Here is a 17,547-nt window from a genome sequence, read left to right on the forward strand (position 1 = left end):
TTGGGAAAAAAGAAGAGTTTAAGGAAATTTTGGCAATTTTAAGAAAGCAGAATCCTGATAGGATAAGGGTTCTGTGAAATTTGTCGTGTACAGAGAATATTTTTATTAAACTAAAAACATTTTTCATTTTACTAAAGTGTTCAGTAATTCTATATGAGTAGTATCATGGGTGTTCATCAGGCTGTCAATATCGCAATTTTTGGGCTCAGTCTCAGAACATTAAATGAATTAAAAGAACATATACAAACTGCTATTCCTAGTCATATCCAACTCAATTGGAGCAATATTGCTGAACCACATCTCGATATTTTGATGATCAATCATATCTTTTTTGATTCACCGAATATCAAAAGCTTAATCAAAAATAACCATATTAATGTTCTACAAATTGCCAATAATGCTGATAAAAATGGTTCAATCGAAGATGACATTCTATATCTACCATTGAATCATCTTCACTCACTACATCAATGGCTAAATGAGCGCTTAGCTAAAAATGCTGCGATAGAGAAAGTTTCCCCACCTCAAGCAACCAATACTACAATTCATCGGAAACAAATCACGGAAGTTCTACAAGAAATCCTCAAACCTAAAAATGGCAAAATTCAGTTATTTGATCACAATGGTTTAGTTGCAATTGCAGACCCTCGTAACGAATGGGTTTGGCAAAATCCGATGCTACAAACATTACATACAGATCCAAGCTTAAATTACACCTACGCCACACAAAATGACCAACTTTGGATCACAGAGACACCACAACAAGATTTAAAACAATGGTTGTGGAATTTACTTTGGGCATCAAAAGATTTTAATGAACTTTGCCCCCCCTCTGCATCAAGTTTCTATTTAGAAATTTGGCCACAGCCAAAAAACAGGATTGATCGTCAGGACATTTTGCGAATGTCAGCCTGTTTTGCCCAAGGTGCAAAGATTGATACCGTTGCAGCCCAGCTCAAGCTACCTGAACAGAGAGTAAGACATTTCGTTGCTGCCTGTCTGGGTACAAATTTCGGAAAACTCATCAAGGATCGGGAAGCAAAATATAGCCCTCAAATCCAGAAAAATGAGACTGAACAACATTTTATGCAAAAGCTGTTTGGCCGCTTGCGTAACCGTTTAGGCTTTTGATTAGGGACAAACTTATGATTTTACATCAATATAAAATTGTCTTTGGCGGAACCATGGGTTCAGGGAAGTCAACCGCCATCCAAACGTTATCAGAAATTGAGGTGCTGAGCACTGAAGCATTGAATACCGATACCGAATCCCATGAAAAGCTACTCACCACGGTGGGAATTGATTATGGCGAGCTGACACTGGAAGATAGAGTCAAGGTCGGTTTATACGGCACGCCAGGACAGGACCGTTTTGATTTTATCTGGGCGGTGATTTGTAAGGGTGCGATTGGAACCATTGTCATGATTGACCACACCGCAGAAAATCCACTAATTGACCTAGAGCAGTATGTGCAGGCATTCCAGCCTTTTGGCAACAATATTGTGATTGCCGTTACCCATATTGACCGTAAGCCAGAACGCACCCTGTCCATCTATCGGGATTGGCTGAAAACAAGGGAACTGAATTATCCACTGTTCTTTGTCGATGCACGGCAACAGGATGATGTCTTGCTTCTGGTTGAAACCCTGATTGCAAGCGTTGAAGTGCATTATGGACTGGTGAATTAAAGGGCCTACATCAGCCCTTTATAAATGAAATAACAGCCAACCACTACCAGTAAACCTGCAAAGCATTTTTTCAACATCGCAGGAGATAGGCGATGTGCGACTTTGGCACCAAATTTAGCCGTGATAAAACTCATCACACTAATCCCAAGAAAAGCATAGATATGCACATAGCCAATGGTATTTGGAACATCAATCTGCTCTTTGGCACCAAACCACATAAAACCTAAGGCCCCAGCCACAGCGATTGGAAGGCCACAGGCTGCTGAAGTAGCCACCGCCTTTTGCATCACCACGCCATGACGGTTCAGGTAAGGCACGGTTAAACTGCCACCGCCAATCCCAAAAATAGCAGAAGCCACCCCAATTCCCCCACCCGCAGCAAACTGCAAGGGTGCTGATGGCAAATGACGATTTGCATCAACAAGCGCATGTGCGCCTCTAAACATCTTATACGCCATCCATACCGCAAAAACACCGATCACTAGTTGCAAATGCTGGCCTGACATAAGATCGGCAATTCCAGCCCCCATAAATGAGCCCAGCACCAATCCTGGCGCCAAATTACGGAACACCTGCCACAACACCGCACCTTTTTTATGATGTGCCATCACTGAGCTGATTGAGGTCACAATAATGGTGGCTAGGGATGTCCCCACGGCAACATGCATAATCACATTCGCGTCATAATTCATTTGAGTAAAGACGATATATAAAATTGGCACAATAATTAGGCCACCACCCACCCCAAACAAACCTGCAGTAAATCCAGCAATTGCACCAATCAGCAAATATATGATTAACTCCATAAACACATGACCACTCTACTTGTAAAAATGATGGATGATTTCGCAATCTGCCAGTTACAGCAATTACTCAACGCAAAAAATCAGTTTCCCGAAGTGGTTTTATTAAAAACCACCACCACATCGACCAATGATGATATGCGTGAAATTGCACAAAAAGGCATTAGCACAGGATTGGTATGCAGCGCACAGCAGACTCAGGGTCGTGGTCAGCACCAGCGACAATGGGTCTCTCCTGAAGGAAACGTTTATTTAAGCACACTGATTCAAAGCAAGACAGCACTGGATGGTCGCCTCGCTCTTGAAGTTGCATTGAATATTCTACAAATACCAAGCTTGCAAGGCTTAAACCTACAGGTTAAATGGCCAAATGACTTGTATAGCCCCCAAGGCAAATGGGGTGGGATTTTGGTAGAGTCACTCTGCGTGAATCAAGCCATTGTTGGGGTTGGCATCAATCTGAATACGCCACCTGTTGAGAATGCAGACCAGCCCATCACCTCATTGCATAGGCTGGGTTTGCATCAAATCGAGCGTCTGAACTTGATTGCCGAACTGTATACTGCCATCCAGCAGGCAGCACAATGGTTTGAACATGGCAGCTACAATCTGGCTGAACGTTTTAACCATCATGCCATTTGGCTAAATCAGCAGGTGGAATTTGAACATGCCCAAGGCAAGCTTCAGGGACGTTTTCAGGGTATCTCCAATGACGGTGCTGTCATCATTAAAACTGATCAAGCACAGCAGTTTTATCAAGGTCGCTTACGCTTGGCTGAAATTTGAGAAATCGTTATCCTATGAAAAGTTTATGGCTTGATATTGGCAATACACGGCTAAAATACTGGGTCACTGAAAATGACCAGGTGCTTGAGCACGCGGCTGAACTTCATCTACAGTCTCCCGCAGATTTACTCTTAGGCCTGATCCAGCATTTTCGCCATCAACAGTTCAGTCGGGTGGGTATTTCCTCAGTACTGGATGCAGAAAACAACCAGCGTATTCAAATGATTCTGGCTGTTCTGGACATTCCGATTATCTTTGCAAAGGTTCATGCAGAATATGCTGGCTTGCAATGCGGCTATGATGTGCCAAGCCAACTTGGGATTGATCGCTGGTTACAGGTCTTGGCGGTGGCAAAACCGAACGAAAGTTTTTGTGTGATCGGCTGTGGTACAGCATTAACCATTGATCTGGTTGAGGGGTTACAACATTTAGGTGGCTATATTTTGCCAAACCTGTATTTGCAACGAGATTCACTCATTCAAAATACCAAAGGTATTAAAATTCCTGATTCCGCTTTTGATAATCTAAAGCCTGGACACAACACAGTTGATGCTGTCCATCATGGGATTCTGTTGGGCCTGATCAGCACCATTGACCAGATTATGCATCACTCTCCTAAACACCTGATCTTAACAGGCGGTGATGCCAACTTGTTTGCCAAATTTTTGGGACATTACCAGCCGCAGATTGAACCTGATTTATTGCTAAAGGGTTTAAAACACTATGTTCAGCTCAGTTCCACTTTAAGTAGGCTTTGAAGCGTCTGTAATATATGCCGCTTAAGCCACATTCAGATTTTTAAGTTATTCTTCCAGCCAGCCATACCAATGCTGGTCTGGATCGGCATGTTCACAATGTATGATAAACACTTTATTTTTAGAAAAATGCGACATAATTAATAATATTTCCAAATATAAAACAAATATTTAGCATCAATACTCTTATGTTGGGATTTTATCTAATGTTGATTTTTTGTATTAAATTTATACACTTATTGATTTAAACTAAAAAATAAAAAGGCGCATTAAGCGCCTTTTCAAAACTGAAAACGATTATTTCTTTGGTTCATTGTTGCCAAATAATGGTCCCATATTGCCACCACCAAACTGTTTCTGCATATTGCCAAGTGATTTCAACATTTTGCTCATACCCGATGGATTGGCAAACTTCTTCATCATTTTTGCCATTTGCGCCTGTTGCTTCATCAGTTTATTCACTTCGGCAACATCCATACCGCAACCTGCGGCAATACGCTTTTTACGGCTGGCATTGATTAGGTCTGGATTACGGCGCTCTTTGACGGTCATGGACTGGATAATGGCTTCCATACGCTTGACCTGCTTTTCAGGGTTTGCTTGTGCAATCGCATCCTGAATGCCCGAATTGCTCATACCTGGTAGCTTGTCCAGAAAGCTCATCATACCGCCCATCTTGCTCATTTGCTCAAACTGCATCAGCATATCTTCAAAATTGAAAGTTCCGCCTTTTTGCAGTTTTTTCGCCATTTTTTCGGCTTTTTCTTTGTCGATTTTGCGTTCAACTTCTTCGACCAAAGAAAGTACGTCACCCATACCCAAGATACGTTGTGCAACACGATCTGGATGGAATGGCTCAAGTGCATCTAGTTTTTCACCGATACCTAAGAACTTGATCGGTTTACCTGTAATCGCACGAACAGAAAGTGCAGCACCACCACGTGCATCACCATCCGTTTTGGTAAGAATCACGCCCGTTAAAGCCAGAGCATCGTTAAACGCTTTTGCTGTGTTAGCCGCATCCTGACCTGTCATTGCATCGACAACGAATAAAGTTTCGGTCGGTTTCACCGCAGCATGTAATTCTTTAATCTCATCCATCATGTCTTCATCGACATGCAGACGTCCTGCGGTATCGACAATTAAAACATCAGCAAACTGGATTTTAGCTTGTTCAATGGCACGATTCACAATATCAATTGGCTTTTCAGATGCTTCTGATGGAATGAAACCCACTCCAACTTCATTCGATACTGTTTCTAACTGCTTAATTGCCGCTGGACGATAGACATCAGCAGAAACCGTCATTACTTTTTTCTTTTGGCGCTCTTTCAGAAAACGCGCTAATTTTGCGGCAGTTGTTGTTTTACCTGCACCTTGCAAACCTGCAAGTAACACCACCACAGGCGGCTTTGCGCTTAAATCTAAAGTCTCGTTGGCCTCACCCATCATCTTGGTGAGTTCATCATAGACAATCTTGACAAATGCCTGACCTGGGGAAAGCTGAGTCATCACTTCCTGCCCAAGCGCCTCTTCCTTAACTTTCGCAATAAACTCACGAGTTACAGGTAACGCCACATCGGCTTCAAGAAGTGCCATACGTACTTCACGTAAGGTATCTTTAATATTGTCTTCGGTCAGCTGCCCTGAGCCAGTAACATTTCTTAAACTCTGTGTGAGTCGTTCTGTTAAGGTATCAAACATTGCGAAATCCGCTTAAAATGGCTAGTTGCAAAAAATCTTTCTTAAAATAGAAAATTTATGCATAGAATGCTATAGGATACTGTAGTTCGAAGCGAATTTATATCTTATATGGTGAATATTATTCATCCTCCTCAAAAAGGTTTGACATGATCAGTCTCCCCTTGGTTTACACAATTTTGGCACTTGTTGCATATACCAGTTCCTTTTGGTATTTGTTTATCCACCTAATGTCAAAACGTACCCCAAATCTCTGGTGCTATGGTCTTGTTGTCAGCTTTGGAGTGGTCCTGCACGGCGCTATACTGTATCGGGACATGATGACACCAATGGGAGTAAATTATGATGTGTTTAACCTGATTTCTTTTACTTCGGGACTAATGCTGGCACTCAGTTTAATTTTAAGTTTAATTCGACCAATCTTACCATTAAATTTAATTGGCACTCCTGTTGCCGCAATTGGTTTAATTTTAGGATATGCTTTTAGTCAACCGAATCAAGTGATTGAACGACATTCCGTTGGACTGGATTTACACATTATCTTATCCCTTTCCGCCTATGCTGTTTTGTTAATGGCAACCATTCAGGCGGTATTGCTCTGGTTTCAGGACAGGGAACTGAAAAAGAAACAAAAAAAACGCATTTGGGTCAACCTCTTACCTCCTTTTCAAATCATGGAATCCCTGCTGTTCGACTTGATCATCACAGGTTTTGGTTTACTCACTGCTGCACTTCTCTTTGGCTTTTTTACAATTGATAACTTCTTTGCCCAGCACCTTGCACATAAAACCGCTTTTAGTATTATTTCATGGTTTTTATATGGTGCACTTTTAATTGGGCATTACAAATTTGGTTGGCGCGGACGTAAAGCAATTCGCTTTACCATTACAGGTTTTGTCCTGCTTGCAATTGGTTTTATCGGCAGTAAATTTGTTTTAGAAATGATTTTAGGCCGCTAAATTCAGACATCCTAAAACACTGGACAGCCTATCTTAAAATGCGTATAACGCTGTTTTTGCTTTACTAGGTAATGACCGTGAAACTTATCCTCGCCCCAATGGAAGGTCTGACTGATCCAATCATGCGTGATGTGCTCACCCATGTTGGCAGTTTTGATTGGTGCGTGACCGAGTTTATTCGTATTACCGAAAGCATTCTGCCAGAGCATGTGTATTATGGCTTCTGCCCAGAATTAAAAACTGATGGTAAAACCGCAGCGGGTACACCTGTGCATGTGCAGTTTCTTGGAAACAATCCAGAGATGTTGGCCGCCAATGCCGCGAAAGTTGTGGAATTGGGCGCACCAGCCATTGATTTAAATTTTGGCTGTCCTGCCAAAACGGTCAACCGTCATCGTGGTGGTTCTGTCTTACTGGATGAGCCAGAAACAGTACACCAACTGGTAAAAGCTGTTCGTGATGCTGTTCCTGCACATATTCCCGTTTCAGCAAAAATGCGCCTTGGTTATTTAGACGAGAACCACACCCTCGATAATGCGCATGCCATAGAAGATGCTGGCGCAAGTTGGCTTACAGTGCATGCACGGACCAAAGCCGATGGTTATACCCCACCCGCCTACTGGGAAAAAATTCAGCCGATTACTGCAGCACTAAAAATCAATGTCATTGCCAATGGTGAAATCTGGAATAATGCAGATGCCAAAGCATGCTTGCAACAATCACATTGCCAAGACATCATGTTGGGACGTGGTGCAGTCACCACGCCAGATTTAACCTTATGTATCCGTCAGAATAAGGATCGAGCTGTTTTGTCATGGCAGGATTTGGTTGAGTTGCAACAACGCTTTTTAAATGGTCAATTTAAAACCGAAGTCGGAATGATTGGGCGTTATAAACAATGGCTGGGTATGATGAGCAAAGCCTATCCAGAAGCGCAAGCGCTTTGGAATCAGGTGAAAAAAATGAAACAGCTAGAAGATATTCTACAACAATTACACCGTTAGTTTTATAAATCAAGCTGTTGCTGTTGTTTTTTTCCCCACCATGCCAACATATCTTCATTCTTAACTTGGCGATAAATATCTTCAACTGAAGCAGTTAAATCAATTGAATGAAACGTAATATCATCGCCTAAATAATAAACTGACTGTTGCCAGCGATTGTCCTGATCTCGTGACCAAAACTCAATTTCAACAAAGTCCTGTTCAATCATGACATATTCTTTTAAAGTCGAAATCTGAAAATAGGCTAGGCGTTTGTCGGTCTTGTCACGCTGACGAGTGGATTTTGATAAAACTTCAACGATAATACTTGGTTTTTCAACAAAGTAGTCCGTCTCTTCATTGCTACAATCCACCATGACATCTGGATAAAAGTATTTTTGATCAATTTTAACTTTCATGTCTGATGCATAGGTTTGGCAAGGCTTTCCCAGTAAATGATTTGCCAATATTCTAAACATTTCGCCTGTAATTAGATTGTGATATTTATGTGCTCCACCCAAGGCATAGATTTCACCATCAATATATTCATGACGAATATCCGACAGCAACTCAGCCTCTAGGTAATCCTGTTCACTGATCAGATCATATTTTTTTGCAACTGGCATGCGTATTTCCGTTCATCAAAATAGATTGACCTCAAACATTTACCACTTTTTAAGCATAAAAAAAAGCGACCGAAGCCGCTTTGGAAAACTGCGCATTTAATTTACATACCACTGACACGCATTTTTAAATTAGTTGCAGAAACACCTACTGCACCAATATTGCCAAGTGAGCCATTTTGCAAACCATTAAAAATATTGGAATTTAAATTCCCTACAGGAATTTCATCTCCCATCTTTATATTATTTAAGGATAGATTGAGTTTATCTGAAGTGCCTGTATTACCAAATACCACAGCGCCAGGAATACTACCTGCGCCAGCTTCAATACCTGCATAGAAGCCATTCAAAGAGAAACCGTTAGCATCTTTGCCAGACATTTGTAAATCAAACTTCAAACCTGTTGTTTCAGAAACAAGGTTAAATGAACAACCATTCGGCTGTGTGGTGGTTGGGGCACAAACTGAATCAATTGCGCCATCCAACATTACTAAATGACCCTGTGGAGAAGCTCCAAGTTGAATATTCATACGTGGTTTATTGGTGGTAATAAATTTAACATCAATATTATTGCTCACACGCAATAACTCTTTAATGTTGGCAGACTTAAGTGTTGTACCTGTACTAAAAATAGAGTGTTGTGTGTAGTCTGACCCCACTAAAGTAGAGATCGCGTGTTTGGTAGAATCGCCAGGATCATATTGATCTGGTGTCAAATAAACCGAGAATGGACGGATTCGTAGACCATTTACATCACTTCCCAAAGTCAAGGCAACATTGGCGAATGCACCATTTGTGCCTGTGCCTGCATCAGAGTCTATGACGGCTTTAAATAATTCAGACGAACTATTTTGAATGGAACCATTTGCATTAAATGTTTGCACAAAATCAATACCAATATTAGCAGGCCCACCTGGACTAGTAGCCATCACTAAAGCCGCTTTCCCTGGTAAAGTTGCATCTGGATTGCTAAAGCCGTCATTATCAATAATTGCAGCTTGTTTAAAGTCAATCTTAGAAATATTTACACTTACGGTCAGACCGTCTTGACCTGTCATAGCAGAAAGACTTTGATCGTCAAGGGGTTGCATTGCCATCGCCATAGGGGAGAGCAATAAAAGCGATAAACATCCTAGTTTTTTGTTTTTTAGCATTGCCCTAATCCATAGACAAATGTTTAAAATATGACCTGTAGTCTAGCATAGTTCAAGTCGATGGCAACTTTAAAAAGATAAATGGCTTTAAGTTTAGTTCAAACACCCTCACTCTTTATATTCCATGCATTTGAAAATCCCCACGCATGGAAAAGCAATTTAGTGTGGGGTAATATTAAAGTTACTGGTAATTTTACCACCTGTAAAGACCATTTCACCCAACCGTTGTGCATTGCCTGGAACCCCTCCTGTCGCTGGGTATAAATTAAAATCTTTAATTCGCAACACACCTGCGGCATCTTTATTTGGGTTAATAGTAAAGGCAGTATTAAAATCGACATTGTCCTTGTGGATTTTAATTTGGTTGCTAAAACCAAGCTTCCCTGTAATATTGTCTAAACCAATAATAGAACCGTCAACAGGCTCTACTATTTGCACCGCGCCGCTGGTTAAATTTAAATTACCATCGAAACTAATAAAGTTGCTTTCAGCGGTTGTGCCACCTGGCACCATGGTCATGTCAACACTGCCTGCCATGCGTAAACGCAAGCCAAATAAGACATCTTTAGTTGTTAAAAAACCATCAATAGGTGCATATTTTGCAGTACCACCCAGTGAAGTTTTATATTGCGACCCTGGTAAATAACCCACCGCAACCTGACCTGCCGCAGCAAACATAAAGTCTGGAATGTTTAGGTTTAACGACCCGTTTTCCATACCAATACTACCGTAGCCTTTCAACAACATATCAATATTACGCACGCCAATATAATAGTTAATTGGGTCACCCGCAGGGTCAGCATTTCTGACTTTTGTTGTTGCATCAAAACTCGTAGGACTATACTTTTTACCATCAATCAATAAAATTGAAGTTGTTTTACTACCATCTGCACTGACGCCTTGAGTCGTCATACCAAGTGAAAAACCTAAACGTTGTGCATTTTCAACCGCTGCTGAACCGTAAGGCTTACCTGTGAAGGTTGTGCCATAAATTGCGAGATTACTGTTGAGGTTATAAAACGGCAGTCCCAAGCCCCATGTTCCCGTTGTTGCCTGAGTGCTTGATGGGTCATTGCTCGTGTCGCCATCATTATAAATCTTTTGATCGGCAATAAACTCAGTATGGCGTGATAAAGCCTGAAAGTCTGTTCCTCGTGTCGCAACAACCACAGCATTCGGGTTAGCCCCTGTGGCACTATGCACAAGCTGCTTATAATCATCCGATATTGTCAGCTTTCCAGCTAGAAATGGTGCTGCATTTAACGCCGAGTTTTCTGGCAAAGCCAAGCGTTTGGTGTTGGCAAGGTTGACATACACATTGCCCGAATCGAAATAAGCAGCATCTGGGTTGAAAGCCCCACCATTATTCTGTTTACGAATCAGCAACGGACTAAAATTGCTAAATTGTAATGCATAGGCATTGTCACCGCCATGACCAAGCTCTAACGTAGTTGGGTTACTGCCGTCATTGGTAAAGTCGGCTTTTACTCGCATGGCAATGCCCGAACTGCCCATAATATTTGCCGTACTTGCAACATCTGCAGCCGAATATGCTTTACCTAAAATGGCACCATTGGTATCTGTAGCACCGTTAGTCCCTCGAATGGTTAAACTGGCATTTTTTAAGCGACCCGATGCACCAACACGAATCATACCCGAAGTGTTATCTACGTTATAAGTCGTTTTACCGTTGATATTGCCTGAGTTTTTCTTTGCAACAAAGTCAATGTTTAGACCTGGTTTTGAGTTCCATGCTTTCAATCCATCGGTCGCACATGATGCGGCATCTGTACAAACGCGATTTAAATCAAAATAACCTGATGTACCCGTACCTGAACCTGGCTCTGTACTTAAAACAAGGCCTTTGATTGGGTCAACATACATATAACCCTGACCTTTCACATTGAAGTTAAAGCCTTTCAAAATAAGTTGGTTAATGGTTGAAGAAAGCGGCTGGGCAGTATTTTCCAAATTACTTAAGTAAATATTGACATCTACCCATGAAATTTCAGCGGTGGATAAACTGGTCGAGCTAAATAAACCATCTTGGGTAATAAAATGCAGAGTTGCGTCTTTAGTCGATTGGACAGTTAAACCAAATGGGCTTTGACCACAGTTATTACCCGCAGCATCACAAATTTTAAAGGCATCTGCGGCAATGGTGCCATAACGAGACACAATGCTTAAGTCCACACCTGCTTTTCCTGTGCCTGTGTCTGAACCTGCATTGATTTTAAACGTTGTGCCAATATGATCTGTTGGACTATTTTTGGTAATCGAGATGCCATCGGCATAGGCACGCAATGGAGTATTTGACCCACCAACATTGTCTTCCCAATACAGGTGGTCGATGTTTAGACTGTCGTATTGAGTATCCAACATAATACCGTCTTGCGCATTGACCGCACGTAAGTCTTGCTCGTTCAGTGCCTGCATGGCATAAACGGAGCTTTGTGCTGCACATAAACTCATCGCCAAAGCAGTCAGGCGAAATACAGGCAGTTGGCGGTTTTTGTTATTTTTCATTTCTATCCTCCATGAATCGAATTGAATTAGCAACGTTTCATTGATCCATCACAACTAAACACTTTTAAGTTACCTTGTAATGCCAAATTGCCATTCATCATCATTCCCATAAAACCTGTTTCACGTCCTTGGTCATAAACCGAAGTTGTGACCTTAATATTTGTACCTGCTGTAGCACCGTACTTATCGGCATTTAAATAACCTGGAACATTTCCTGTCCCTTCATTTGCAACCGTATCGGTTTCAATCGACAGAGCATTAAACCCAAAGTTGCGAATTTTAATTGGGTTAGCCGCTTTAAATGACACTTGCAAGGCCGCTTTAATTTGGTCGGGTGTACCCGTCATATTTGCATCGGAACTATACAATAAGTCTGTACCATCGATATCGACTTTTTGCAGTTGAATACTCCCCTGTATGCCTTTAAAAACAAGCCATTGTTTTTTACCCAAATCTGCCGCAGTACCCGCACTACCATCTGGTTTACGAATAGTACCAGTGGCATCTATATACGAACCGTTGTCATAACGGTTATTAGAAGAAACGGCAAAACGACAAAAGCGCAAGTCTGCACAGGTGTCGGTATCAAATGTATAAACACCAGAACCAGCAGTGGTTTCTTTTTGATTCAGCCGCAAAGTCCAATCAATAGTGGCCGCACTCGCCTGCCCTTCAACCTGTTGTAACTGCTGATTATTTAAACTTTGCAAGTCTGCATGGGCAGCACCAAACACCAACAACAAAGCAGAAAACAATATATTTTTTTTCATGGTTTTCTCCTTATAGTCCTTTGGTGGTGATTTTCATGTGCTGAATCAGCACACCATCAATCACGGCAGACCCGAGGTTTACCGCATTGAGTGGTACAAAATTAGTTGGGACTGTTGGTGTTGCTGCCTGATTGGCCAATGCACTAGTACCCGATAAAATATTGGTTGTTCTTGCTGTGCTACCCTGAGTACCTAACCAAGTATCTAAATTATTGTCAGTTGTTGTGACAAACGGCAGGGTTGTTGAACCTATATTTACTTGTCCAGTAGCAGGATTGTATACCCAGTTACGGTTATTGGTTGCACTATAATAAGTACAGTCAGTATCAGCCCCACACAGCCCAGCAGCAGTTTGATTGTGTCTCCATGTGTATCCAGTTCCATTCGCCACGGGGTAATCGTAGTTCGTACTAGAAGAAGGGTAGTTCGTACCAGCAGAAGCATCTTGAGTAACAATCTCATTCACAACAGTCGCACCATATTGCCACTGATTTAAAGTACCAGTCGCATTATTTCCACCCAAACCACAAGTAAAAGTCACAGCAGGCGTATCACAATAATACCGCCATGTTTTATCACTATTATTCATTCTCTTTACATAGTCCGCCTGTGTCGTAGTGGCATAAGTAATATTTGTCGCTGTACCTGTAGTGGTCGTTCCCTGCGCCGCTGCCAGATCACCAAATGACACCCCAATTGCATCAGCTCCTTTATAGGCGGTCACCAATAATGGTGTTTTATTTGTTCCAGTATTTACAGGGGCGGTGTATACCGTTGAACCGATGGTAATGCTACTATGGGTAGCATTTACACTGTTTCCATTACCTGCTCCCCCGCACCAATAAACACTACAGGTTCCGCCTTTATATGCTGCATCTGCACCTGTATAGTCGGTATAAATTTGCTTATAGACATTTTCTTGATTCGGGATACGGGTCAGTTCTATGACCAAATTGTTGCCATTTACCCCGAAGATCAATGGTTGCCATTGCGTACCCAACACAAGATTGATGTTCGGGTTATATAAAAATAAACCTTCAGTATCTGCAAAGGTTGGCATGGTCCCACCATTAATTGCAGGCGTAGATAATAAACCCTGTGTTGTACCTTTTTCTTGTGTACTTAAACGAATAACTTTATTATTGATCAAACCACTATTTGCCCATGTAATATTTTTGGTGACTACACGGGTTTTACTATCTGTACGAGTACGACTACGTACCATATATTGACAGCCAGTTTGATTAAAGCTTGGACTATCGGTAACACTACCATTATTTCCACAACTACTCGTACCACTTTGAGAAGGGCTAAGTGATGTTTCCCAACCACCATGCAGCAGTGTCCAAGCCGAAACAGCTCCATTTACAGGGGTTATAACATCTGAAGTAGTTGCACCTACAGTAAAGGTCGGCGCACGAGCACTCGTTGCAGCACCACTATTGATACGGGCAGTTGCCGCCAACCCGAGTGTATTGTTATAACTTGAGTAGGCTGAACCTAAACCAGTCGCAGTTTCCGCCCCATCTAGCGTTTGGAACAGTTTAAGATTAGTGCCGTTTAAACTCACTCCATTCATAATCGCCTGTAAACGCAAACGGTTTTCACGTAGTGTAGTTGCCCCACTCGCGCCATTCACATAACGATTCCCATTTGCATCGATACTATTCAGCCCAAATTGATTGTCAGTGGCGGTAAGATTTTCTGTTTTACTCAGGTCACGAACAAATGCGTCTGCCCATGTACCCAGCTTAAGGTCATAGCTATTCGGGTCAGTTCCCAGTAATGTGCCATCACTTGTGAGTAAATTGGTCAATAAAGGTGCTTCAATATTTAAGATACTTAATGAGCTATCAACACCTGCAAAGTTAGGTGTGGTCACAGTGTTCACACTGATTAACCACGGATTATCTGCTGTGCCTATATTGACAGTATTGCCACTAAACTGTTTTGTGGAATCGCCGTCATTTCCTGAAATGGAAAGCCCATATAACCATAAGTCAGCTTTGCCAATTTTAGTTGTTGGATTGTTCGTGTTGTAAGTGTCAATCGTTGAGCTTAATGGTCCCACTGGAATAATTCGGGTATAACCTATACCTGCATTATCATTTGCACCGTTAAACTGCATACTAAAGTCATTGAGCGTAAATGCTATACCCTCACCCGTAACTTCTGTGAGGCTACTATCATCTAAAGGCTGCAAGGCATAAGCAGGCATACAGATTGAAGAAACCACAATCAGGCTTATCGAACGTGCTAGCGTGGTTATTTTATGATTATATTCCATAGTCTTTCTTCCTGCTCCTGCTATCCGTAAAAATCCATTTAACTTAGACATTTTTTATCAAACAAACAGAATTCAAATAGTTTCTTTATCATGCTAGCTTTGCTATAAGCATGCCAGTTACAACCTTTATCAATCATGCCTGCAAGATAATTACACAAACAAAAAACCACAACGGTGTCTAGCAAAATTTTAAGGTACCGTAGCAGTTAGGAGTAAAATTTTGTGTCGCCAATTGCAAATCCGTTAGCGTCATTTGTGGACGTGTTGCATTGATCAGGTTAAGATTTCCCGAAGCAATAGTAGTACCTGTTAAACATTCTGAAGCCAAGTTATTACCACAAAAAATTGGATTATCTGTTAAGTAACTACCCACCTGCCCGAAAGTCTGGTTCAGTGTCGACTTAGGAATATCTACAGACTGAGATGTTTTAATATAACCAATGTCTATCGGATTAGATAATTCCAACCACCAACCTGTTTGTGCAAGCGACTTATTACCTGGCCATTGTAGTTTTTGTGACTGCACTGAAAGAGAAGCCGCTGTACCATTTAAGTTCGCTTTATGGAAAAATCCTAGATTCTCATTAATAGCAACATCTACGTTTAGGTTTTGCAAGGTGCCCGTAAGCTCTCTATCTAACGTTATAAGCCCACCCGCCACTGCAACAATATTACCAGTCAAATCAATATCTCTCACTTTTGCATTGGCCGTCAGTGCCGCACTGGTAATTCGCTTACCCGTAATCACCTGCTCTGGTAGTGTTAAATCAGCTTTTAAAATATTACTTCCAGTCGCCTTGTCACGCAAATTCAATGCATAAGACTCGGTCTCAAAGTCTAATGTTCCAGCACCAAAGAGCAAACAACACACCTTCCCCGTAATCGGATCGTAACCGTCAGACTGATTGAGGGTACCTCTTGCTGCCTCACCAGACACCAAGCTCGTGCCAAAACCATTAACATTTGACTCACCTTTGGTGGCAGCTGTGACCATATAACCACTTAATGAATTAATCCCATTTTTAGTACTAGAGTTTTCCTCACCAAAGGTTAACAAACCTTGAATGGATTCAGCACTGAAATTCACCCCCACAAGCTGTCGAGTCGATGCACTGTCAGGATTCTTGATTGCAAGCTGCATAAATGGGTTGTTCAGAATAGCTGAGGAACCCACACGAGCAGCCCTATCAGCATCGGAATCTGTGTTTGATGTCGATGAATTTCCAAGACCACTTAGACTCACGTTATCAATATCAATATCACAGGCATTTGCACCATTTACACCACCACAACCCAGTTGCAACTTTTTAATATTTGCGTTGAGCTGAAGTTCAGCCTCCATACCAAATTTATAGAAGCCAATATTGCCATTGGTGCTGTTATAGGAATTACCAGTATCGCTAGGGGCAAGGTATTGCAGGGTAAATAATGACTGACCTGTCGTCGCAGACATTTCACTATCCGTAAGACTGTGTAAAGTATCAGAGGCATACGCCGAATTTAAGCATAGGCTACCCAATGTCAGCATTGCCAAATGAAGAGACTTAAACCGTCGCATAACGACCTCCTTGTTTAAAACATCCATCTATGTTTATTTTTATTGCAACTTTTGCCTAATGCCCACCATCTCGCACTGACCATTGTGTGGACACGCACACTTAAATTTCAGGCGTTTTTAGCAGACAATTCTATTCTCCATTATGCCGAATATTTACACAAATGCAAAATATATTAGGTAAACGTTTTATTTTCCGATGAATGAATTATTGTTCTTAAATAATTTCTTTTAAATATATGTCTGAATATTATATTTTTATTCCTTAAATATAAGGTTTGTATTGCAACAACCAAAAAACTTTATGATTGTTGCAAAATGTAATTTACAAATCATGTTTTCGGCAAGGTCACACCCGTTTGCCCCTGATATTTTCCGCCACGGTCTTTATAGGATATTTCACACACTTCATCACTTTCAAAGAACAGCATTTGTGCAACACCTTCGCCTGCATAAATACGTGCTGGCAAATTGGTTGTATTGGAAAACTCAAGCGTCACATGACCTTCCCACTCAGGTTCTAGTGGCGTTACATTCACAATAATGCCACAACGCGCATAAGTCGATTTACCAAGGCAAACTGTCAATACATTGCGTGGGATACGGAAGTATTCAATAGTACGTGCTAGCGCAAAGGAGTTTGGTGGAATAATGCAAACATCAGACTCAATATCAATAAAACTTCTGTCATCAAAGTTTTTTGGATCGACAATGGCAGAGTGAACATTGGTAAAAACTTTAAATTCACGTGCGCAGCGGACATCATAGCCATAGCTGGATACCCCATAGGAAATCAGTTTTTCTCCGTTTGCATCGAAACGAACTTGATTCTCTGCATAAGGTTCAATCATGCCGTGTTTTTCGCTCATTTCACGAATCCAACGATCAGATTTTATTGCCATGACTTTTTATCCAAAGACGAAGTGAATGATTGGCAGGTACTTTAACGCAAAATGA

At 41.4% G+C, this 17,547-nt stretch carries 15 protein-coding genes; 6 read left to right on the top strand and 9 right to left on the bottom strand.

The features are described 5' to 3' along the window. Window positions 1-165 precede the first annotated feature (165 nt). Window positions 166-1,131 (top strand): hypothetical protein, encoded by a 966-nt coding sequence (locus F988_RS10480; RefSeq protein WP_004682906.1) that lies wholly within the window; start codon window positions 166-168, stop codon window positions 1,129-1,131. A 14-nt stretch (window positions 1,132-1,145) separates the two neighbouring features. After that, window positions 1,146-1,688, top strand: coding sequence for a GTP-binding protein (locus F988_RS10485; RefSeq protein ID WP_004682907.1), 543 nt, complete (start codon window positions 1,146-1,148; stop codon window positions 1,686-1,688). A gap of 5 nt (window positions 1,689-1,693) precedes the next feature. Here the strand turns inward: F988_RS10485 and F988_RS10490 are convergent, their stop codons facing one another. Then, a complete protein-coding gene (locus F988_RS10490) occupies window positions 1,694-2,494 on the bottom strand; it encodes a sulfite exporter TauE/SafE family protein (protein ID WP_004682908.1) in 801 nt (266 codons plus the stop codon). A 6-nt stretch (window positions 2,495-2,500) separates the two neighbouring features. Here F988_RS10490 and F988_RS10495 point away from each other — a divergent pair, with 6 nt between their 5' ends. Together F988_RS10495 and F988_RS10500 are read left to right on the top strand one after the other, a co-directional pair. Next, a complete protein-coding gene (locus F988_RS10495) occupies window positions 2,501-3,277 on the top strand; it encodes a biotin--[acetyl-CoA-carboxylase] ligase (protein WP_004682910.1) in 777 nt (258 codons plus the stop codon). 14 nt (window positions 3,278-3,291) lie between these two features. Beyond that, window positions 3,292-4,035 (top strand): pantothenate kinase, encoded by a 744-nt coding sequence (locus tag F988_RS10500; RefSeq protein WP_004682911.1) that lies wholly within the window; start codon window positions 3,292-3,294, stop codon window positions 4,033-4,035. A gap of 294 nt (window positions 4,036-4,329) precedes the next feature. On the opposite strand, the gene ffh is transcribed toward F988_RS10500, so the two are convergent. After that, window positions 4,330-5,736 carry a signal recognition particle protein gene (gene ffh, locus F988_RS10505; protein WP_004682913.1) on the bottom strand — a complete coding sequence of 469 codons (1,407 nt, stop codon included), beginning with the start codon at window positions 5,734-5,736 and terminating at the stop codon, window positions 4,330-4,332. A 146-nt stretch (window positions 5,737-5,882) separates the two neighbouring features. Between ffh and F988_RS10510 the strand changes: the two genes are divergently transcribed. Next, window positions 5,883-6,692 (top strand): cytochrome C assembly family protein, encoded by an 810-nt coding sequence (locus F988_RS10510; protein ID WP_004682914.1) that lies wholly within the window; start codon window positions 5,883-5,885, stop codon window positions 6,690-6,692. A gap of 77 nt (window positions 6,693-6,769) precedes the next feature. Further along, the gene (locus tag F988_RS10515) at window positions 6,770-7,696 is read left to right on the top strand and encodes a tRNA dihydrouridine synthase (protein WP_010589208.1); all 927 of its coding nucleotides are present in this window, start codon (window positions 6,770-6,772) and stop codon (window positions 7,694-7,696) included. Window positions 7,697-7,698: 2 nt separating this feature from the next. Here F988_RS10515 and F988_RS10520 read toward each other — a convergent pair whose 3' ends face one another. The 7 genes from F988_RS10520 to dcd all read right to left on the bottom strand — a co-directional run bounded on the left by F988_RS10520 (window position 7,699) and on the right by dcd (window position 17,492). After that, complete coding sequence (locus tag F988_RS10520) at window positions 7,699-8,301, bottom strand: Uma2 family endonuclease (RefSeq protein WP_004682918.1); 603 nt, start codon at window positions 8,299-8,301, stop codon at window positions 7,699-7,701. A 101-nt stretch (window positions 8,302-8,402) separates the two neighbouring features. Further along, window positions 8,403-9,452, bottom strand: coding sequence for a DUF6160 family protein (locus F988_RS10525; RefSeq protein ID WP_004682920.1), 1,050 nt, complete (start codon window positions 9,450-9,452; stop codon window positions 8,403-8,405). A 159-nt stretch (window positions 9,453-9,611) separates the two neighbouring features. Next, on the bottom strand, window positions 9,612-11,978 hold the full coding sequence (locus F988_RS10530; protein ID WP_004682922.1) for a DUF6160 family protein: 2,367 nt from the start codon (window positions 11,976-11,978) through the stop codon (window positions 9,612-9,614). 26 nt (window positions 11,979-12,004) lie between these two features. Beyond that, window positions 12,005-12,748, bottom strand: coding sequence for a hypothetical protein (locus F988_RS10535; protein WP_004682923.1), 744 nt, complete (start codon window positions 12,746-12,748; stop codon window positions 12,005-12,007). Window positions 12,749-12,758: 10 nt separating this feature from the next. Next, window positions 12,759-15,035, bottom strand: a complete 2,277-nt coding sequence (locus F988_RS10540) for a hypothetical protein (RefSeq protein WP_004682924.1) — start codon at window positions 15,033-15,035, stop codon at window positions 12,759-12,761. 178 nt (window positions 15,036-15,213) lie between these two features. Beyond that, complete coding sequence (locus F988_RS10545) at window positions 15,214-16,593, bottom strand: hypothetical protein (protein WP_004682926.1); 1,380 nt, start codon at window positions 16,591-16,593, stop codon at window positions 15,214-15,216. Between the two features lie 329 nt (window positions 16,594-16,922). After that, the gene (gene dcd, locus F988_RS10550; RefSeq protein WP_004682928.1) at window positions 16,923-17,492 is read right to left on the bottom strand and encodes a dCTP deaminase; all 570 of its coding nucleotides are present in this window, start codon (window positions 17,490-17,492) and stop codon (window positions 16,923-16,925) included. Window positions 17,493-17,547: the final 55 nt, after the last annotated feature.

The sequence above is a fragment of the Acinetobacter parvus DSM 16617 = CIP 108168 genome (assembly GCF_000368025.1).
Lineage (GTDB): Bacteria > Pseudomonadota > Gammaproteobacteria > Pseudomonadales > Moraxellaceae > Acinetobacter > Acinetobacter parvus.